The 18,131-nt window shown below is 60.9% G+C and carries 19 protein-coding genes and 1 tRNA gene; 4 read left to right on the forward strand and 16 right to left on the reverse strand.

Features of this window, described 5'->3' with window-relative positions:
- From EOC83_RS13100 to obgE, 5 genes are all read right to left on the reverse strand, one after another.
- The gene (locus EOC83_RS13100; RefSeq protein ID WP_013529071.1) at positions 1–1,284 is read right to left on the reverse strand and encodes an MFS transporter; all 1,284 of its coding nucleotides are present in this window, start codon (positions 1,282–1,284) and stop codon (positions 1–3) included.
- 68 nt (positions 1,285–1,352) lie between these two features.
- Positions 1,353–1,940 carry a nicotinate-nucleotide adenylyltransferase gene (locus EOC83_RS13105; RefSeq protein ID WP_013529070.1) on the reverse strand — a complete coding sequence of 196 codons (588 nt, stop codon included), beginning with the start codon at positions 1,938–1,940 and terminating at the stop codon, positions 1,353–1,355.
- Between the two features lie 163 nt (positions 1,941–2,103).
- On the reverse strand, positions 2,104–3,390 hold the full coding sequence (locus tag EOC83_RS13110) for a glutamate-5-semialdehyde dehydrogenase (protein ID WP_063169216.1): 1,287 nt from the start codon (positions 3,388–3,390) through the stop codon (positions 2,104–2,106).
- Between the two features lie 3 nt (positions 3,391–3,393).
- On the reverse strand, positions 3,394–4,584 hold the full coding sequence (proB, locus tag EOC83_RS13115; RefSeq protein ID WP_013529068.1) for a glutamate 5-kinase: 1,191 nt from the start codon (positions 4,582–4,584) through the stop codon (positions 3,394–3,396).
- 4 nt (positions 4,585–4,588) lie between these two features.
- Positions 4,589–5,620, reverse strand: coding sequence for a GTPase ObgE (gene obgE / locus EOC83_RS13120; RefSeq protein ID WP_013529067.1), 1,032 nt, complete (start codon positions 5,618–5,620; stop codon positions 4,589–4,591).
- 134 nt (positions 5,621–5,754) lie between these two features.
- Here obgE and EOC83_RS13125 point away from each other — a divergent pair, with 134 nt between their 5' ends.
- Complete coding sequence (locus tag EOC83_RS13125; RefSeq protein ID WP_013529066.1) at positions 5,755–6,624, forward strand: endonuclease/exonuclease/phosphatase family protein; 870 nt, start codon at positions 5,755–5,757, stop codon at positions 6,622–6,624.
- A 7-nt stretch (positions 6,625–6,631) separates the two neighbouring features.
- Here the strand turns inward: EOC83_RS13125 and EOC83_RS13130 are convergent, their stop codons facing one another.
- The 4 genes from EOC83_RS13130 to EOC83_RS13145 form a co-directional block, all read right to left on the reverse strand.
- Complete coding sequence (locus EOC83_RS13130; protein WP_027163447.1) at positions 6,632–7,162, reverse strand: GNAT family protein; 531 nt, start codon at positions 7,160–7,162, stop codon at positions 6,632–6,634.
- 21 nt (positions 7,163–7,183) lie between these two features.
- Positions 7,184–7,771 carry a GNAT family protein gene (locus EOC83_RS13135; protein ID WP_024502874.1) on the reverse strand — a complete coding sequence of 196 codons (588 nt, stop codon included), beginning with the start codon at positions 7,769–7,771 and terminating at the stop codon, positions 7,184–7,186.
- Positions 7,772–7,891: 120 nt separating this feature from the next.
- The gene (gene rpmA, locus EOC83_RS13140; protein WP_013529063.1) at positions 7,892–8,161 is read right to left on the reverse strand and encodes a 50S ribosomal protein L27; all 270 of its coding nucleotides are present in this window, start codon (positions 8,159–8,161) and stop codon (positions 7,892–7,894) included.
- Positions 8,162–8,258: 97 nt separating this feature from the next.
- Complete coding sequence (locus EOC83_RS13145) at positions 8,259–8,939, reverse strand: 50S ribosomal protein L21 (RefSeq protein WP_013529062.1); 681 nt, start codon at positions 8,937–8,939, stop codon at positions 8,259–8,261.
- Positions 8,940–9,343: 404 nt separating this feature from the next.
- Here EOC83_RS13145 and EOC83_RS13150 point away from each other — a divergent pair.
- Positions 9,344–9,433 (forward strand) — tRNA-Ser (locus EOC83_RS13150).
- 325 nt (positions 9,434–9,758) lie between these two features.
- Here the strand turns inward: EOC83_RS13150 and EOC83_RS13155 are convergent.
- From EOC83_RS13155 to EOC83_RS13180, 6 genes are all read right to left on the reverse strand, one after another.
- Positions 9,759–10,361, reverse strand: a complete 603-nt coding sequence (locus EOC83_RS13155) for a DUF3011 domain-containing protein (protein ID WP_013529061.1) — start codon at positions 10,359–10,361, stop codon at positions 9,759–9,761.
- Positions 10,362–10,432: 71 nt separating this feature from the next.
- Positions 10,433–10,849 (reverse strand): hypothetical protein, encoded by a 417-nt coding sequence (locus tag EOC83_RS13160; protein ID WP_244514240.1) that lies wholly within the window; start codon positions 10,847–10,849, stop codon positions 10,433–10,435.
- Between the two features lie 430 nt (positions 10,850–11,279).
- Positions 11,280–12,014: a L,D-transpeptidase gene (locus EOC83_RS13165; RefSeq protein ID WP_082826592.1), complete on the reverse strand. Its 735-nt coding sequence runs from the start codon at positions 12,012–12,014 to the stop codon at positions 11,280–11,282.
- Entirely contained in the window at positions 11,995–12,795 is an 801-nt protein-coding gene (locus tag EOC83_RS13170; protein WP_063170393.1) for a DUF6065 family protein, read from the reverse strand. The genes EOC83_RS13165 and EOC83_RS13170 overlap by 20 nt, the downstream gene beginning before the upstream one ends.
- 85 nt (positions 12,796–12,880) lie before the next feature.
- Complete coding sequence (locus EOC83_RS33200; RefSeq protein ID WP_245441839.1) at positions 12,881–14,386, reverse strand: hypothetical protein; 1,506 nt, start codon at positions 14,384–14,386, stop codon at positions 12,881–12,883.
- Between the two features lie 205 nt (positions 14,387–14,591).
- Complete coding sequence (locus tag EOC83_RS13180; RefSeq protein ID WP_063169440.1) at positions 14,592–15,305, reverse strand: response regulator transcription factor; 714 nt, start codon at positions 15,303–15,305, stop codon at positions 14,592–14,594.
- A gap of 246 nt (positions 15,306–15,551) precedes the next feature.
- Between EOC83_RS13180 and EOC83_RS13185 the strand changes: the two genes are divergently transcribed.
- The gene (locus tag EOC83_RS13185; RefSeq protein WP_244514241.1) at positions 15,552–16,793 is read left to right on the forward strand and encodes a HAMP domain-containing sensor histidine kinase; all 1,242 of its coding nucleotides are present in this window, start codon (positions 15,552–15,554) and stop codon (positions 16,791–16,793) included.
- Between the two features lie 341 nt (positions 16,794–17,134).
- A complete protein-coding gene (locus tag EOC83_RS13190; protein ID WP_063169442.1) occupies positions 17,135–17,416 on the forward strand; it encodes a hypothetical protein in 282 nt (93 codons plus the stop codon).
- A gap of 93 nt (positions 17,417–17,509) precedes the next feature.
- Here the strand turns inward: EOC83_RS13190 and EOC83_RS13195 are convergent, their stop codons facing one another.
- Positions 17,510–18,109 (reverse strand): NADPH-dependent F420 reductase, encoded by a 600-nt coding sequence (locus EOC83_RS13195; RefSeq protein ID WP_013529054.1) that lies wholly within the window; start codon positions 18,107–18,109, stop codon positions 17,510–17,512.
- Positions 18,110–18,131 lie beyond the last annotated feature (22 nt).

Genomic DNA, 18,131 nt, shown 5'->3' on the forward strand with positions numbered 1-18,131 from the left:
TCAGTGCCGGCCCTCATCGTCCGGTGCGAAGGCGAGTTCGACCGGCAACGGCGCCTGCGCCGTCATCGGTGCGAAACTGCCGGTTTCGCCGACCGGGACCGCACGCGTCGTGAACACACGCAAAAGCACGAACAGGCAGAAGGCTGCGGCGATGAGAACAGCCACATAGATGAAAGCCTGCGTTCCGAAGACGGCCGACAGCGCCGTCACGATGCCGGGCACGACGAAGCCCGACAGCGACCAGGCAAACAAAAGCGAACTGGACAGCGCCACCATGTCGTCCTTGCCGGCGCGGTCGGCGGCGTGCGCACTGGCCAGCGAATAGATCGATTCCGAAGCGCCGTCCCACACGATGTAGATCACAACCAACGCGGCCAGCGCGCCGCCATCGAACCCGAGTGCAAACAGGCCGGCGACCATGGCGAGCGCGGATGCGGCGATCAGCACATAGCGGCGGTCGGTTCGGTCGGAAATCCAACCAAGCGGGATCTGCAGGATCAGCGTGCCGAGAGGCATCGCCGAAAGCAGCAGCGCCACGTCGGCCTGGCTGTAGCCCTTGGCCGTGGCGTGGATCGGTGCGAAGCCAGCAATCGACATCGACAGGCCGCCGACGGCAAGCATGCCGGCGACGCCGACCGGTGAAACCCGCCAGGCACGGCGCAGCGCCACCGAGGCCGCCTGCGGCGCCGGCGGCTGGGCAAGTTTGGTCATCCCGACAGGGAGGATCGACAGCGCGGTGAAGACGATGCCGATCAGCGGCGCATCCGCTGTCCTGATATCGACCAGCGCTAGCGTCGCGTAGCCGACGCCGAGCCCGGCGACATAGGCAACGTAGAAGAAAGCCATCACCCGGCCGCGGATGGCGTTGGCAACGGCATCGTTCAGCCAGCTCTGCGCGACGATGAACAGGCCGCATATGGCAAAGCCGTAGAGCGCGCGGGCGGCTATCCACAGCAGCGGAAGGACCCCGGCGCCGACAGCGGCGTTGGCCAGCGCGATCAGCGCCGACAGCACCATGAAGGCGCGGGCATGGCCGACCCTTCGCACCAGCGGTCCGGTCAAGATGCAGCCGGCGAGCCCGCCGGCCGAAAGCCCGGTGATGATCAGCCCGGCCCAGGTCGGATCGAAACCCTCTGCGCCAAGCCGGACCGGGATATAAGCAAACATCAGCCCGTTGCCGACGGCAATCAGCGCCATCGACACGATGACGCTGGCAATCGCGATCAGCGGCGTGGGCTCGGCGCCCTGCTCGGCTTCGCTGCGGTTTTTCCTGGGAATCGACATGCCTGCTCAGGATTGCCCATGAAACGGGCAAAGGAAGCGATAAAAGCGACATGGCCGGGCGGCCGGGCTCACCCCTTCGCCAGCTTGCGGATCGCGCTCGATGACAGCGACGAGCGCGGGCCGTGAATGAAGGTCCAGGCCGGCGCCTTCATGCGGGCAAGCCGCGGCGCATCGCCCTCGTCGATGCGGGCATAGTCGAAGGTCTTGGCGACGACCGAGGACAGGAACGACAGCGTCGCGCCCGGGCGGTCGATGACGGCGATCGGGAAGGTCATGACGATCTCGCGCCAGCGCTGCCAGCGATGGAAATCGCGCAGGCTGTCGGCACCCATGATCCAGACGAAATCGACACCGGGGTTGCGCGCCTTGACCAGCGCCAGCGTATCGGCGGTGTAGCGGACGTGATGGGCGGCTTCGAAAGCGGTGACCTTGATCTTCGGGTTCTTGGCGATCTGTTCCGACAGCTGCAGCCGTTCGCCCAGCGGCGCCAACTCCCTGGTGTTCTTCAGCGGATTGCCCGGCGTCACCATCCACCACAACTGGTCGAGCGCCAGGCGTCTGAGCGCGATCTCGGCGACCAGCGCATGGCCGGCATGCGGCGGATTGAACGAACCGCCGAACAGGCCGACGGCAAGGCCTTTCTCGGCGTGCGGCATTTTGAGATAGTGGGAGGAGATAGCCTCCTTACCCTCGTCCTTGTGGGGAGGGTCGATCCGCGAAGCGGAGCGGGGTAGGGGTATCGCGGAATTCAGCGTCGTCCCCCCACCCGGCTCGCTGTGCTCGCCACCCTCCCCACAAGGGGAAGGGTAAGACCAGCGCTCAAGGTCTCACCTGTCCCGACCCGCGCACACGGTATTTGAACGACGTCAGCTGTTCGACGCCCACCGGTCCGCGCGCATGCATCTTGCCGGTGGCGATGCCGATCTCGGCGCCCATGCCGAATTCGCCGCCGTCGGCGAACTGCGTCGATGCGTTGTGCAGCAGGATCGCCGAATCGATCTCGTTGAAAAACCGCTCGACGGCTTGCGCATCCTCGGCGACGATCGCCTCGGTGTGATGCGAGGAAAACGTCTCGATATGCTCGATCGCACCACCGATACCGTCGACCAGTTTTACCGCGATGATGGCATCGAGATACTCGGTGATCCAGTCGGCATCGGTCGCCGGTTTGGCGTCGAAAAACACTTTCAGCACCTCGGCATCGGCATGGATTTCGCAGCCGGCGGCGCGAAGTGCATCAAGGATCGGCACCAGATGCGTGGAGGCAACCGCCCGGTCGACCAGCAGCGTCTCTGCGGCACCGCAGACGCCGGTGCGTCGCATCTTGGCGTTGACGGCGATCCTGACAGCCATATCGAGCTTGGCGGAACGGTCGATGTAGAGATGGCAGATGCCTTCGAGATGCGCGAAGACCGGGACCCGCGCCTCGGCCTGCACCCGTCCGACCAGGCTTTTGCCACCGCGCGGGATAATGACGTCGAGGTTGCCGCCCAACCCCTTCAGCATTTCGCCGACGGCGGCGCGGTCGGTGGTCGGCACCAGCTGGATGGCATCCTCCGGCAGGCCCGCTTGCTTCAGCCCTTCGACCAGGCAGGCGTGGATGGCGGCGGAAGAATTGAGCGAATCCGAACCGCCGCGCAGGATCACCGGATTGCCGGCTTTGAGGCACAGCGCGCCGGCATCGGCGGTGACGTTCGGGCGGCTCTCATAGATGACGCCGACGACGCCGAGCGGCGTGCGCACGCGCTCGATATGCAAACCGTTCGGCCGGTCCCACTGCGCGATCACGTCGCCAACCGGATCCCGCAGCGCGGCGATTTCGCGGATGCCGTCGGCCATGGCGCGGATGCGCGCCGGATCGAGCTTCAGCCGGTCCATGAAGGAGGTGGAAAGCCCGGATTCATGACCATTCGAAACATCGATGGCGTTGGCGTCGAGAATGTCCTGCTCACGGGCCACAATCGCCTCGGCCATGGCCAGCAGTGCGGCGTTCTTGGCGGCGGTTGTGGCAATGGCCAGCGGCCGGGCGGCAGCGCGGGCGCGCCGGCCGATATCGGCCATCAGCGCGACAGTGTCATCCCCGGATTTTTCATGCAGTTTCAGCATGGCTCATCCTCCGCTTACATCGCCACCGACCGTGACTTGGTCACCGGCCCCTGTTTGGTCGCCGGCCCGTACTTGGTCACCCGAATGGCTCACCACAAGGTCATCGCGGTGGATCATCGCCGAACGCGCCTCGTAGCCGAGCACGGTTTCGATCTCGGCCGTCTTCAGGCCCGCGATCCTTACGGCATCGGCGGCATCATAGGCAACCAGCCCGCGCGCGATCTCGCGGCCCTCGGGCGACAGGATCGCCACCGTGTCGCCGCGCGAGAAATTGCCGCTGACCAGCTTGACGCCGGCCGGCAGCAACGATTTGCCCGACAGCAGCGCGCCGATGGCGCCGGCATCGACCGTAAGCCGGCCGGCCGGCTCGAGCTGGCCGGCGATCCAGGTTTTGTAGCCCTTGACCGGGTTGCTGCTCGGCCGAAAGAAAGTAGCGCGCTCGCCGCGTTCGATCGCCATCAGCGGCGACAGCCGAGTGCCCGACGTGATGATCATCGCGGTGCCGGCGGCGGTGGCGATCTTGCCGGCATCGAGCTTCGTGCGCATGCCGCCGCGCGACAGCTCGGAAGCGGCCGCACCCGCCATCGCCTCGATATCAGGCGTGATGCGGTCGACCACCGGAATGAATTTGGCGTTGGGGTCGCGCGCCGGCGGCGCGGTGTAGAGCCCGTCGATGTCGGAAAGCAGCACCAAAAGATCGGCGCCCATCATGGTGGCGACGCGGGCCGCCAGCCGGTCATTGTCGCCGTAGCGGATTTCGGAAGTCGCCACCGTGTCGTTCTCGTTGATGACCGGCACTGCCTTCATCTTCAAGAGTGTCGAGATCGTCGCCCGCGCGTTGAGATAGCGGCGGCGCTCCTCGGTGTCGCCGAGCGTCAGCAGGATCTGGCCCGATTTCAGGCTGCCCTTGCCGAGCGCGTCCGACCAGGCGCCGGCCAGCGCGATCTGTCCCACGGCTGCCGCCGCCTGGCTCTCCTCCAGTTTCAGGGCTCGCTTGCCGAGGCCAAGGATGGTGCGGCCAAGCGCGATGGCGCCGGACGAGACGACGAGGATTTCAGCGCCGCCCTGGGCCAGCCCGGCAATGTCGTCGGCGAGCGAAGCCAGCCAGTCGCGCTTCAGGCCCGTCGCGCGGTCGACGAGCAGCGCCGAGCCGATCTTGACGGTGATGCGCCGATATTTTCTCAGCGACTGCATGACCCTATTTGTCCCAGCGCGTCTCGACCGGCGCCGCGATCTGCGCGCGCGCCTCAGCAATCACCGCCATCAGCGCCCGCTGCACCGCCTCGACGCCCTCGCCGGTGACCGCCGACAACAGCATCGGCGCGCGGCCGGCAGCGCGTTTCAGCGAGGCGACCTTCTTCTTGCGCGCATCGGCGTCGAGCGTGTCGACCTGGGAAAGCGCCAGGATCTCGACCTTGTCGGTGAGGCCATGGCCATAGGCGTCGAGCTCGGCTCGCACGGTCTTGTAGGCCTTGCCCGGATTTTCCTCCTGCGCCGAAACCAGATGCAGCAGCACACGCGTGCGCTCGACGTGGCCAAGGAAGCGATCGCCGATGCCGACGCCCTCATGCGCGCCTTCGATGAGGCCCGGAATGTCGGCGATGACGAATTCGCGCGCGTCGATGCGGGCAACGCCGAGGCCGGGATGCAGCGTCGTGAACGGATAGTCGGCGATCTTCGGCTTGGCTGCGGTGACCGCCGCCAGGAATGTCGACTTGCCGGCATTGGGCAGCCCGACCAGCCCGGCATCGGCGATCAGCTTCAGCCGCAGCCAGATGTTGAGCTCTTGCCCCGGCAGGCCGGGATTGGCGCGGCGCGGCGCCTGGTTCGTCGAGGTCTTGAAATGCTGGTTGCCGAAACCGCCATTGCCGCCCTTGGCCAGCAGAAAGCGCTGTCCGACCACGGTCAGGTCGCAGATCAGCGTCTCGTTGTCTTCTTCGAACACCTGCGTTCCGGCCGGCACTTTCAGCGTGACGTCGGCGCCCTTGGCGCCGGTCATGTTGCGGCCCATGCCGTGGACGCCGGTCTTGGCCTTGAAATGCTGCTGATACCGGTAGTCGATCAGCGTGTTCAGCCCGTCGACCGCCTCCAGCCAGACATCGCCGCCGCGGCCGCCGTCGCCGCCATCCGGCCCGCCGAACTCGATGAATTTTTCACGCCGGAACGACACCGAACCGGCGCCGCCGTCACCGGAGCGGATGTATACCTTGGCTTGATCGAGAAATTTCATGAGATTGTACAGTTTCTACTAGTGGCTTTGCGGCATTGCTCTAAACCTTGGCCCTTGCTCTAAACCAAGGCGCGGCGAAGGGCGAGGCCGTTTTGTGACAATGGCCATGTGGGGTTGGCCGGAGAGACGTCGGAATGAAGCTTGTAACCTACAACATCCAGTACGGCATCGGCCTCGACGGGCAGTACGATGTCGGGCGCATCGCCGATGCCGTGCGCGGCGCCGACGTGATCGCTTTGCAGGAGGTGACCCGCAACAATCCTCGGAATGGCGGCCGCGACATGGTCGCCGAGATCGGCGAGGCGCTGCCCGACTATTTCGCCGTCTATGGCAGCAATTTCGAGGCCAATATCGGTTCGCACATCGACAACGGCCGTGCCGTCACGAAAACCTTCCAGCTCGGCAACATGGTGCTGTCTAGGACGCCCATTCATCTGTCGCGCAACCTGCTTTTGCCGCGCAGCCGCAGCTTCGAGATGATGAACTTCCAGCGCGGCGCGCTGGAAGCGCTGATCGAGACGCCGCTTGGTTTCATCCGCTTCTATTCCATCCATCTCGATCACCGCAGCCCCCTCGAACGCGCCAGCCAGATCCAGTTCCTGCGCCAACGCATGCTGAACTATGCGCTCGAAGGCGGAGCACTGTCCGGCGTCGCCGAGATCGGCCTGCCGGAACTGCCGCATCCCGAAGCCTTTGTCGGCATGGGCGATTTCAACATGCTGGCCGGCTCACCCGAATATGTCGAACTCGCCGGCCGGCCGGACCATGAATTCGGCATGCCGCTGACCGCCGACTTCGCCGTCGATGCCGCCTTGCGGCTGAACGCCACCGGCGACGATCTCATCAGTTGGGTCGATCCCAAGCAACCCACCGATCCCAGCCGGCACAAGCGCATCGATTATATCTTTACCAGCGCTTCGCTTGCCAGATCCCTGCAGCGTCTGTGGGTCGACCGAAAGGCAGTCGGCTCGGACCATCTGCCGGTGTGGGTCGAACTGGGCTGATGGCCATTCATCTGGCGGCGTTTTCGCGTTCGACGATCGCCATCATGATCGTATCGCGGTATTCCCCGTCGACATGGACGGCATCGCGCTGCACGCCCTCCCTGACAAACCCGACCTTGTCGTAGAGAGAGATGGCGCGAGCATTGTCGGAATGCACGGAGAGTTCGATGCGGACGAAACCGGCCCTGCGCGCTTGCGCCAAGGTTGCATTGATGAGCCGCAGTCCAAGCCCTCGCCCCCGATAGGGAGGAACAATCCCCATCCCGAGGGAGCCGCGATGGGCATGGATGAGCCGATCATGGCGTGAGATGTCGCACCAGCCGACGACCTCGCCACGAACAACGGCCACGAACCCCGGATCGCCTCTCCCGATACGATCCATTGCGAAACTTCTGACTTGATCCAGCGGTGGCGCCTCAAGGAAGGACAAGTACTTTCGCTCACGCGCTACGACATCGAGCGCGCGATGAAAGCTTTCGATATCCCCAGGCGTCATCGGCGCGATCGCGGCCGTTTCAATATCGCTGCTGTCGACCATTGGTTTGACCGTCGTCATCCATCAGAAATGCACCCAGTTCCGCAGGCTGGTCCAGGTCTTGCGATCGAGCCGGTAGCGCTCGACGGGAACCTGGCCGGCGACGATCGAGTTCAGCATGCCCTGGCCGGCATACTGGAACCCGCACTTGTGGATGACGCGGCGCGAGGCCGGATTGATGACCCGCGTCGAGGCATGCAGGACCTGGATCGACGTCCTCTGGAAGGCGAGATCGACCAGCGCGTGCGCTGCTTCCGTCGCATAGCCCTTCTTCCAGTGCGGCTCGCCGATCCAGTAACCGAGCTCCAGCCCGCGATCGGTGGTGTTGAGGCCGGCGCAACCGACGAAGGTGTCGGTGCCGGCCAGCGTCAGGGCATAAGCAATGCCGGCCCGGCGCGATTTGGTCATGGCCAGGAAAGCGCGCGCCTCGGCCTCGCCATAGGGGTGCGGCATGCGTGCCAGCATTTCGGCGACATGGCGGTTGTCGGCAAGCTCGACCAGCTGCGCGATATCGCCCTCGTGGGGCGCCCGCATCACCAGCCGCTCGGTGACCAGCACCGGGCAGTCTATCGCGTAACTTTCGTCTTCTGAGTCTTCCGCTTCGGCAACCATTTGAAAGTCCTCCAGGCACAAGAAAAAGGGGAGATGGAAACCCATCTCCCCTGATCCTTTTCCTGGCTTTGCCAGACACCGGTTCCCGAGATGGGCGCCGGTGTTCTAGTGCGGAACCGGCTACTCCGCGGCTTTGGCAATCGGGTTGACCGATACGTAGGTTCGGCCGTTGGCTTTTTTGTTGAACGTCACGGCGCCGGTCTCGAGCGCAAAAAGCGTATGGTCCGTGCCCATGCCGACATTGACGCCGGGATGCCACGTGGTGCCGCGTTGACGAATGATGATGTTGCCCGGGATGACGGCTTCGCCGCCGAACTTCTTCACGCCCAGACGCTTGGAATGCGAGTCGCGACCGTTGCGCGACGAGCCGCCAGCTTTCTTGTGTGCCATCTAACTAACTCCGTTGCGCCGCAAGGCGCCTAAAAGGCCTTATGAACGCGTTCGCGTTCCGTTTCAAGTCCGATCCGGCGACCTGGTCGCCAGAAAATTACTTCGCCGCCAATTCCTTGGCCTGCTCGCGCCAGTCCTTGATCTGGTCGGCGCTGAAGGGCATGTGCTCGTCGATCTTGGCGACATCCTTGTCGGTCAGCTTGGCGAGCTGCGCGAAGGTGATGATGCCCTGCTCGTTGAGATCCTTGGCTGCGACCGGGCCGATGCCCTTGATCACGGTCAGATCGTCCGGCTCACCCTTGGGCGCCTTGAACAGCGGCGCTGCCGCGGTCTCGGCTGCCTTTGTCTCGGCTGCCTTGGCCTTGGGCTCCTTCTTCGGCGCGGCTTCCGCCTGCACCTCGGTGGCGGCCTCGGCCTTCACCTTCTTCGGCGCCTTGACCGCTGCCGTCTTCGTCGGCTTGGCGCCACCCAGCAGGATCTCGGAGATCCGCACGGTGGTCAAAAGCTGGCGATGGCCGATCTTGCGGCGCGAATTCTGCCGGCGGCGCTTCTTGAAGGCGATGACGGTGCGGTTCTTGCCCTGCTCGACGACTTCGGCGGTGACCACCGCGCCGTCGACGAACGGCGCGCCGAACGTGACATTCTCGCCTTCGCCATGTGCGAGGACGTGGCCGATCTCGACCATATCGCCGACAGCGGCTTCGAGTTTTTCGATCTTCAGGAGATCGTTGGCGGCAACGCGATACTGCTTGCCACCCGTTTTAATGACTGCGAACATTTTTTGCCTTTCGCTGTTCGGTCGGCCTTGATGAGCCGCCTCTGGCGGTTCAGCCGTCTTTTTGTCAGTCTGCGGGTTCAAAAAACAAGCGGCGCGGAAGAACCCTCCACGCCGATTGCGCGCTGTCCCTAACCGAAGGTTGAGTGCGAGTCAAGGCAAACAGCTGTTGTCGGGACTGTTGTTGGCGGCCGAAGGATCGAGCGTGTCAGCACGACTGCACGACGTGACCGTCGTCGAGGCAAGCACGCGTGACTGGTTACCAACCTACCCAGGCCTCGCCGCCGCTGAACCGTCGCGAATCCGCTGCTTGCCCGGCAAGCCAAATAACTGACGGATTGGCCTTGTAACCTGCCCGTTCAGCCGTTATCTAGTGCGCCGCGCCGGCAACGGCCGACCATGACCGCGGAGAGGTGGCAGAGTGGTCGAATGCACCGCACTCGAAATGCGGCATGGGTGCAAGCCCATCGGGGGTTCGAATCCCTCCCTCTCCGCCATCGATTTCCCATAACGGCCTGATTCGCAACGATTTTTCCGAATATCAGCTCTCTTTTGGTGCATTTCTTGGTACAAAGAGGCTTCCGCACAAGCCCCTATGGATCGACATCATAAGAACCTCGATCTTATCGTCTCAGCCGCCGCCACGATGCAGGAGGAGATAGAGAACATGTTCGGCTGCCTCCACCGCTTCGAGGAGAAACCAAGAAGCAGGTGAACGAAGTCTGCCGTGGTGATGCCAGGATGAAGATCAAGATTGATGCTGCGGGAAAGATTTAAGAGCCCCGCTTTGACAATCGTGACCGGCTTCCTTCGTCCTTCAATTCACTCCGCGTCAGGATTGTCGACAAGGCAGCCTGCACCATGGCATCCTTGGTAGTTGCCATGCACATCAAAGTTTGGCTCTCCCTGCCTGTCAAATTGCGGTCGGGTATCGATTGCCTGGTCAGGATTGTCGACCTTGCATCCCATGCCATGACAACCATTGTAGCTGCTATCGGGGCGGTAGTTACTCGTCGTGTGCCGTCGATTGTGATGATCGTCCGCCATCCCCTCGATCAGAGCGCCGAGAATAGCTCCGCCAACCACTGCGCCGACGTCATGACCGCGATGGTCATACATGCGGGCATTGGGATCAAAGCTGTCGCCACGTCCATGGTGGTAGCCGCCGACATCGGCGAAAATTCCGGAGCAACCTTGCGCGACCCAAATATATTTGCTGCGTGGATTGTAGCCCCAGGTCCGGTTCAAAATACAAGGACTTCCAGAAGTCTGATGAATGAGTTGCGGCTTGCTCAGCGGGCCCGCCCAGCATTCGCCATACTGATAGTGCCTCGATTGGCATTCGACGGTCGATTGTGCGCGGGCATCAGAGATCATCCACGATGAGCCGAGCGCGAGCAAAGCAATGAACATGTAACGTAGCATGTGAACCCCTCCGGAGTGGTCAACGACCGGTTGCGTCGGTGTCATCGAAATGGAATTTCTTCCGCCAGGTGTCAGTCGTTGATCGCGGTGATCTTGATGGTGTTGCCGTCTCCGACGCCGGAGAACCAGACCTCGCCATCACCGATTGAGATGCCTTGCCAATTGGCGAACAGCGTCGGGTAGGTCTGCTTGAGGACGGTCTGTTTGACCTTGGCGGTAACGATCTTGTCGTAATCCGTCACGAAATGCGCGGCGTCGTTTATCTTGATCGCCTTGCCGCCGATCCGGGCGCGGAAGGGATAATCGATCATCGACGCGACGGTCTGCTTGTCGCCGGCACTGACAGCCTTCTGCAGCTTGTCGAAGAACTGCTGATAGGTTGTGTGACTGCCGAACAGCGCGTCAAGGGTCTGGTTTGTTTCAGCGGCGGTCTGCGCTGCCGCTGGACCCGCAACGGCGGTACTCAATAGCGCGGCGGAAACCAGCATGAATAGAGAGCGCCTCATCATAGGTCCTTTCACTCGGTCCGTTCAATTGCCAACCCATCAGCCTGGATTTGTCCTTCGGACGTTCGCGCCCTGACTGATGCCGACGGCGAACGGGAAGACGAATGGCATGCCGTCACTGACGAGAACTGACATATAGACGCGTCCATTGAATTTTTTTATTTCAATACACGCAAAAGGTGTAAAAAAGAATACCTAAACGTCGATTATGACGGACAGAGATGACGGTTAAGGTATCCAAAACCTTATTCGCGAGTGATATCGATACGAGCAGCGACGCCTATGTCTTAAATTCTCCCTCTATGACGCCATATGGATAGAAGCAGAAATCTGCCGTCACCTGTGCCACCGGCGTGGGTATTGTCCAACGGCATCCGACAGCAAGCGTTGGCCTGTGCCTGTTCAATTCGCTTCACTTCACGATGACCTTTGCTCCCTTCGGCACCAGACTGTAGAGTTCGATCACATCCTCGTTGAGCATGCGAATGCACCCTGAGGACGCTTCAGTTCCTATGGTCCAGGGCTCTGAGGTGCCGTGGATACGATAAAGCGTATCCACGCCGTTCTTGTACAGATAGAGAGCTCGCGCGCCGAGCGGATTGTGCGTGCCGGGCCTGATCATGCGCGGCAGGTCGGGCGACTGGTTACGCATGTCGTCAGTCGGATGCCATGCGGGCCACTCCGCCTTACGCCCTACGCTGGCAATGCCCGACCAACTGTAACCGCTAGCCCCGACGGCGACACCATAGCGCCGCGCCATCCCATTGAGGCGGTATAGATAGAGGAACCTCTGCCGTGTATCGATCAACACCGTACCGGCAGGCAAGCGTTCCGGGGGCGTCACATCGACAGGCAGAAAGCGTTGGTCAAACTTGCTGCGATCGACGATGAAGACCTCATGCGGCTCCCTCGCGTAAGCGGCTTTCACGCGAACTAACTCTGTAGCCGTATTCGGGCTACCTTTTCCATCCGCCAGGCAACCGACAAGGAGCGCCGCCAGCGCCAATACAAAGCCCGACCGCACGAACTGGCGGATGCATTCCGGTCTTTCGTCTCTGCTCGAAACCGACCCGTTAATCGAACGGCCAAATGCTAGCGATCCAACTGGAGGAATGCGCACAGGCCGCTTACTCTTGGCTAGCTTCATCTACTGGCGAACCTTTTTCCTGGGCCCGCAACTGGTCGATGTGGATCGGCCGCTTTAGAGTTCGCTTTACTCGGTGAGTGTCATCCGCGACCGATTTCCCCGTCGGCGAAACACCCTGCAGATAGTGCTTCTGCCACTTCATCTCCTTGGTAAGCTCGTCGTTCATCTGCAGGCCGGCCGAAAACCGTCGACGTTCGCTATTCCAAACCTTATGTTCTTTATGGAACTCAGGATCGTCCTCCATCGGACGAATGACCGGCTGCACCTGCTCGATAGCGACACTTGGCATCATGGTGATGAAACAGAATGGCTCGCCCTTGGCAAAAGTGACAGACCCAGGGCGGGTGAAGCGCCAATTCATGGTGAAACTGAACGGCAGCCAGTTGGTTTCCACCAAGCCGTCCAGCGGCGCGATTCCGTCCTTCATCCGGTTGGGAGAGCCGCGAGCCCACACCATCCAGCCCGGCTCGGTGCGAAACACGTAACCCGGATGAAAGGTTACTATGCCGTGCCCGAAGGTCGAGCTGATGAATCGGTGCGTGACGTTCGGTTCGTTTACATGGAAGGCGATGTCTTTTGTAGTGTTGTATCCGTTCCAAGTAACAGTCACATTTATGGGGTTCAACAATTCCCATCCGCTGGCATTGGCGATTGAAAGCGGCGTGCAGCGGTAGGCGAAATGCTGGTCGGTCGCATCCATCCAGTCTCGCGTCCCCTCCGCGGCGACAAGCTCAGGCGGGTTCGGAGCCTGGATCATGCAGTCAAGACGAGGGCCGGTCATACTCTCCGCTATCCTCAAACGATTCGATTCTAAGTTGCTGATCACGTCGCCAACCGTAGCGGCATGACCAGGATAGAAGGAGGCACTATGGGCCTGCCGGTCCGGTAGGTCCCTCCGGTCCCACCGGCCCCACCGGTCCGGCAGGTCCCTCCGGTCCCGCAGGTCCGGCAGGTCCGCCAGGTCCCTCCGCGCCGGGCGCGCCGGGAGGTCCAGACGCGCCGGTATCGCCGGGCGCTCCAGGTGTCCCGTCCGATCCGGGCAGTCCGACAGGCCCAGCAGGTCCGCCAGGTCCCTCCGCGCCGGGCGCGCCGGGAGGTCCAGACGCGCCGGGCACTCCAGGCGTACCAGCCTCGCCGGGTGCGCCAGGCGCCCCCGGCTGTCCCCAAACATTGGTGGAAGGCGTCGGCAAGTTGCCAACGTCTTTTACGATGTGCGATGGAAGGAAGTCGCCACGATCACGCTGAATCAAGGAACGACCTGGCTTGTCGGCATAATAATCGTTCTGACCATCCGTGACCGCGCACTCGAAATTCTGGTCCGGATCCTTGCAGAAGACTGTCTTCGGGGCGCTTCGATCGCCATTGGTGCCGAAGTGGAATCTCAAACCGGCCATCGCAGAAAAATCGCCGCTTGAGGAGACGTCGCTGTTCGTCAGATCGAAGCTGAAATCACTGTAGATAGAAGTCGCTATCCCGCTTCCGAACTCGGTCAGGTACTCGGCGCCGCCAACAAGTTGCGTTCTACCACCAAAGGCGTCGCGATGACGCAGGCCGCCATTAACCTTGAAGTTATCCGTAGGATAGTACCCGACCCTGCCTTCGGCGAACGGGCTGACGTCCTCTTCAAGTGAATTCCATTCTATACCGGCAAGTCCCTCAAGCGTGACCCGGCCCAGATAGTACTGGCCTTCAACGCCGAGCTTGCCTTCGACATAACCGTTTTCAAGAACTCCACCATCATCGTAACCACCTCCGCCGTGAAGGTAGCTTCCATACAGACCCAGCGCCCCAACTTTCGGATCACGGCGGAACAGATGCGCGGCGGCACCTGTGAAGTTACTGTTTGGCGTCACGCCACCAATCGCATCGACCTGGAAGCCGTATTTTTCACCGAGCGGGAGCGCCACGGAACCGTCGGTAAAGGCATACGGGTCGTTACCGTTGGTTCCCGCGCCGAATCCGACACGCACATTGGGCGCGGCAACGGCACGAGTGTCGGATTGCGGATTTGACAGGTACATGCGCCTCTCAACCGAGGATAGCGCAGCCATCTCGCGACTCTGGGCCACCGAACCCCTGAGGGTGGCCAGTTCTTCTTTAACCTGAGCAGTCTCGGCGTAGGCGGCCTCAAGTTTGCGCGCCATCTGCTTCTGATTTCGCTGCAGGTCCAAAATCATCTGATAGAGTTGTTCGTTGCTTGGCGCCCCGGCTAGCGCGGGGGTAATCGCGACATAGATGGATGCGAACGTTAGAATAGAACAACTGGCAAATAAAATTCTCTTATGCTGCCGCATCCCGCACCCCTTCTGCGCACCGCCGCCCTCGTTATCTACCTCGCCATGCGCACGATACATTCCTATTCGATTATGCATAGAATGCGAGCCATCTAACGAATGCGGATTTATCCAACCCTTTCCTTGAAGTAATTAATCTCGCGATTATTCACAATCGCAGTAACTGTCATATCCTTACACTTACTGTCAGTCGCTTGAGGATGCTTCTCGAATTCCTTCCCTGTCATCTTCCAAATTGATGAGATCGGCAATCTTCTCTCTGGACAGGGTCGGCACGATCATTCTAATCGGGGAAGGCGAAGCCTGACCCGCGAATTGCGTGCAAGGGGAGAAGCATGTCGGATTTCTTGGCTCTTCGACGCAGCCGGCTCACGATGGTGTCCAGGTGGGCATAGTTGAAGTCATAGATGTCTGCGCCCATGGCTTCGACGAGCGCGCGGCGATCGACGGTCTTGCCACGCTCACTGAACAAGCGTTCCAAAAAGTGCCGTTCCGAGGTGGTCAAGCGAAGGCGATGGCCCATGCCGTCGGTAAGCACCCAGCCGCCTTCCTCGAGGGCCCATCGTGGGGCCGGAGACGACGAAGGGGCGCGGCGCCTGTTGAGACGTTCATTGACCGCCATCACCGTGGCAGCAAGCTCCCGAACATCAATGGGTTTGACGAGGTAAGCGTCAGCGCCCGCTTCAAGACCATTGAGCCGGTCGTCGATGGAACTCCGGGCCGTCGCCATGACGATCCCGACCGATTGTAAGGCCCGCAAATGGGTAGCTATGGAAAGGCCGTCTTCGCCCTCCAGGCCAATGTCGAGAATGACGATTTCAGCCGGCTTGGCGGCACAGGCTCGGTAGAGGGCGGCAGCATTGTGGAATCCATGTACGTTCAGGCCCAATCTGGATAGTCCGAAGACCATCTCCTCGCGGAAATCCCTGTCGTCATCGACAAGATAAACAAGGGGGGAGATCACGATAACGCCATGCTTGTAGCCTTCTCCGATCATCTACGGACCCCATGCAGCAATCTGATACCATTCGATTTCATTTATTCGCCGCATTGTCTATATTGTTTGTGTGTCTTGTTTATCATAGAGTCTGGGCTAATAAGTCTCTTCCACATGGGATACGCATCCGAAATTCTGAGGTCTCTAGAGCCGAAAACCATACACCTCATTTGGGGTATTATCGTTTGCTTATACAGTATAGTGCTGATATTATTTTTATCTAGACTGTTTGATTTTCACCGCCAATTGATCTGGGCGTGGCGCATCTCCCAGGGCGTTGTACTGCTCAATGGCATCGCCTTGGCTTTTGCGATTGTGGGACGCTACGGCGACGTCGGGTTTTTCGTATCGCGACTGCAGCAGCTGTCTCTCATCTTCATTTCGCTGCTGGTGCTCTATCTGCTCATTGTGCGGCGACGGTATCAATATCTGCTGTCGGCGATTGCATTTTTGAGCGTAATCTCTGTCATGCTGGTGATGCAGATGATGTATACTGGGGCCAACCCGTTCCAACTGGATGGCTCTTTGTCCAGATTCTTGGCCGGCGGGACCGTGATTCACCTGGCGTTGCTCAGCGCGGCCGTCGCGAAGAGAACGCGGCTTGCCGAGCGCAGCTTGAGCGAGGAAAAGGACCGCGTCATCGCAGTGTCGCGCTTGGCCGAGCAGGAGCTGACTATCAAGGTGCGCGAAAGGACCGCTGAGCTTGGGGAAAGAAACACCTCGCTCATGGTGGAAGTGGATCGACGTCACCTGCTTGAACTCAAGCTCAGGCAGGCTCTGGACACCGCCAACGATGCTCTGGCTCAGCAGCGGGACTTTGTGGCCTTGGTATCTCATGAGTTTCGCGGCCCGTTGGCCGTCATCTCTGCCGCCGCCGACAATCTGTCATCTTCTGCAGGTGAAAGCGCCGACAATATCAAGTTGCGCACCACAAGGATCCGCCAGACCGTCAAAAGGATGTCATCGCTGATTGAAAACGTCCTAGCCTTCGACCGGCTCAATGGCGGGCACGAAACTCTTCCCAGGATCAAGATGTTCGACCTGAATGAGGTTTTGCGCGCCGCCGAAGCGGGATTGGATGATGCTGCGGCCGGACGTGTTAGCTTCACTCACGGCGATGAAGTGATTGTGAAAGGTGACCGCAACCTGCTGGAGATTGTGATACAAAATCTGATCCAGAACGCCCTGAAATACTCATCGGTGACCAGCTCTGTGACGATCCGGCTGTCGACTGAGCAGGGCGTGGCGTTTGTACACGTGGCGGATCAGGGCTCTGGCGTAGCGCCCGACGACCACGAGTTCATATTCATGAGGTACTATCGCGCCGCGGGCCAACTGGTAAACGGCTCCGGTTTAGGGCTCTACATTTCACGCGAGATCGCCCGGCAGCATGGCGGCGGTCTCATACTGGCCGCCAGCGACGTCAACGGGTCGACATTCCGCCTCTCACTGCCCGTCGAGCGGAACTGGCCTGCCCCTGAAAAGTGATCCCCCTGACATATGGCCTTTGGGCCGAACCAGGACTGAAGAAAATGGCCGGAAAGAGACACAGTTGCGGCCGCTCATTGTCTACCGTTAACCTCCGGCAAATCTTGCGGATCTGGTAGAGAGGCGGCGATAGAGCCGCTCGAGCCGGGACACTCTGGCCTTCGCGGAGGCCGTAAAGCTTCGGCGATGGGCAGGCCCATTCGGCATCTCCGCACATCGCTTCTGTCCGCAAGCGCAGCCATGCCGCCGTGAATTTACCAGCCGGTTTAGCCCAAATGGGGAAGAGGCCCGGCCCACGATCTCGTAACGGTTGGTTCGCCGAACCCAGTTAGGAGACCACGATGCGCAAAGCCTCTCTCGCCATCGCAGCTTTCTTCAGCCTTGCCACTGTTGCATCGGCATGCGTGTCGATGGACGGCAACGTCGTCGTGAACAACTGCAATTATCGCGTCATGGGAAATTACAAAGGCTCGGATGGCAGTTGGGGTGGCTTCGGACCCATCCGCGCGGGCGGTCGTGAGGCAACTTTCAAAAGACGCGATGCCGGCTGGGACATCAGCTATTGCAACTACGATTCCTGGGTGGCAGGCACATGTCGGCCGAAGGATCCCAGGCAGATGTAAGCTTTCAAGCATGTCACTTCGCGCGCTTGGCTCTTTGCCGACGATGTGGCCGGCATCGAACGCCTGCCACTCTGTCGGCGCACGATAAATCCGTTACTGCTCCTTCTTGAACAGGTCCTGGAAGATCAGCTGGCCCCAAGTGCGGCCGCGTGCGTGCACCAGCGTGCCGCCCTCGTTGAGCTTCCCCAGCTTGACCGGTGCGAACCCGAGTTGTCTGGCCAAGGCCGCCACGGGAGCGATCGCGTCCTCGTCGTCGCTCGACAGAAAGACGACCCGGTGCCCGCCCTCGACGATCGGATCGGCAGCCAGGGTGGCCGCAATCAGGTGATTGAAGCCTTTGACGAGCTTGGCGCCGGTGAACGCCTTCGCGACGAAGGCGGAGGACGGCAGACCGTCCAGCTCTTCGGGGACTGGAAACACGTTCGTCGCGTCGATGATCGTCTTGCCTTCCCAGCTTGGCAGCGCCTTCGCGACATCCGGGTGCGATTCAAAGCGGACAGCCAAAAAGATGATGTCCGCCTTGACGGCGTCCGCCAGTGTTTTCGGGATGATCGTGGGTCCGATCGCGGCCGCGTCGGATGCAAAGCTTTCCGGGTCGCGCGTGGTTGCCACGGACACTTCGAGGCCCTTGCGGGCAAATGCCTTGGCAAGAGCCTGGCCGATCTTGCCGAAGCCGATAATTGCGTAGCTCATGTATACTCTCCTTCAGTTTACC

The organism is Mesorhizobium sp. Primo-A (assembly GCF_003997175.1).
GTDB classification, from domain to species: domain Bacteria; phylum Pseudomonadota; class Alphaproteobacteria; order Rhizobiales; family Rhizobiaceae; genus Mesorhizobium; species Mesorhizobium ciceri.

Bases quoted from the DNA above. Each gene is read 5' to 3' on its own strand.
- EOC83_RS13110 (WP_063169216.1), bottom strand. From the start codon at position 3,390: ATGCTGAAACTGCATGAAAAATCCGGGGATGACACTGTCGCGCTGATG.
- EOC83_RS13160 (WP_244514240.1), bottom strand. From the start codon at position 10,849: ATGCTGGTTTCCGCCGCGCTATTGAGTACCGCCGTTGCGGGTCCAGCG.
- EOC83_RS13170 (WP_063170393.1), bottom strand. From the start codon at position 12,795: ATGACCGGCCCTCGTCTTGACTGCATGATCCAGGCTCCGAACCCGCCT.
- rpmA (WP_013529063.1), bottom strand. From the start codon at position 8,161: ATGGCACACAAGAAAGCTGGCGGCTCGTCGCGCAACGGTCGCGACTCG.
- EOC83_RS13155 (WP_013529061.1), bottom strand. From the start codon at position 10,361: ATGCTACGTTACATGTTCATTGCTTTGCTCGCGCTCGGCTCATCGTGG.
- obgE (WP_013529067.1), bottom strand. From the start codon at position 5,620: ATGAAATTTCTCGATCAAGCCAAGGTATACATCCGCTCCGGTGACGGC.
- EOC83_RS13195 (WP_013529054.1), bottom strand. From the start codon at position 18,109: ATGAGCTACGCAATTATCGGCTTCGGCAAGATCGGCCAGGCTCTTGCC.
- EOC83_RS13165 (WP_082826592.1), bottom strand. From the start codon at position 12,014: ATGAAGCTAGCCAAGAGTAAGCGGCCTGTGCGCATTCCTCCAGTTGGA.
- EOC83_RS13135 (WP_024502874.1), bottom strand. From the start codon at position 7,771: ATGGTTGCCGAAGCGGAAGACTCAGAAGACGAAAGTTACGCGATAGAC.
- EOC83_RS13145 (WP_013529062.1), bottom strand. From the start codon at position 8,939: ATGTTCGCAGTCATTAAAACGGGTGGCAAGCAGTATCGCGTTGCCGCC.
- proB (WP_013529068.1), bottom strand. From the start codon at position 4,584: ATGCAGTCGCTGAGAAAATATCGGCGCATCACCGTCAAGATCGGCTCG.
- EOC83_RS13130 (WP_027163447.1), bottom strand. From the start codon at position 7,162: ATGGTCGACAGCAGCGATATTGAAACGGCCGCGATCGCGCCGATGACG.
- EOC83_RS13190 (WP_063169442.1), top strand. From the start codon at position 17,135: ATGCGCAAAGCCTCTCTCGCCATCGCAGCTTTCTTCAGCCTTGCCACT.
- EOC83_RS13180 (WP_063169440.1), bottom strand. From the start codon at position 15,305: ATGATCGGAGAAGGCTACAAGCATGGCGTTATCGTGATCTCCCCCCTT.
- EOC83_RS13125 (WP_013529066.1), top strand. From the start codon at position 5,755: ATGAAGCTTGTAACCTACAACATCCAGTACGGCATCGGCCTCGACGGG.
- EOC83_RS13100 (WP_013529071.1), bottom strand. From the start codon at position 1,284: ATGTCGATTCCCAGGAAAAACCGCAGCGAAGCCGAGCAGGGCGCCGAG.
- EOC83_RS13105 (WP_013529070.1), bottom strand. From the start codon at position 1,940: ATGCCGCACGCCGAGAAAGGCCTTGCCGTCGGCCTGTTCGGCGGTTCG.
- EOC83_RS33200 (WP_245441839.1), bottom strand. From the start codon at position 14,386: ATGCATAATCGAATAGGAATGTATCGTGCGCATGGCGAGGTAGATAAC.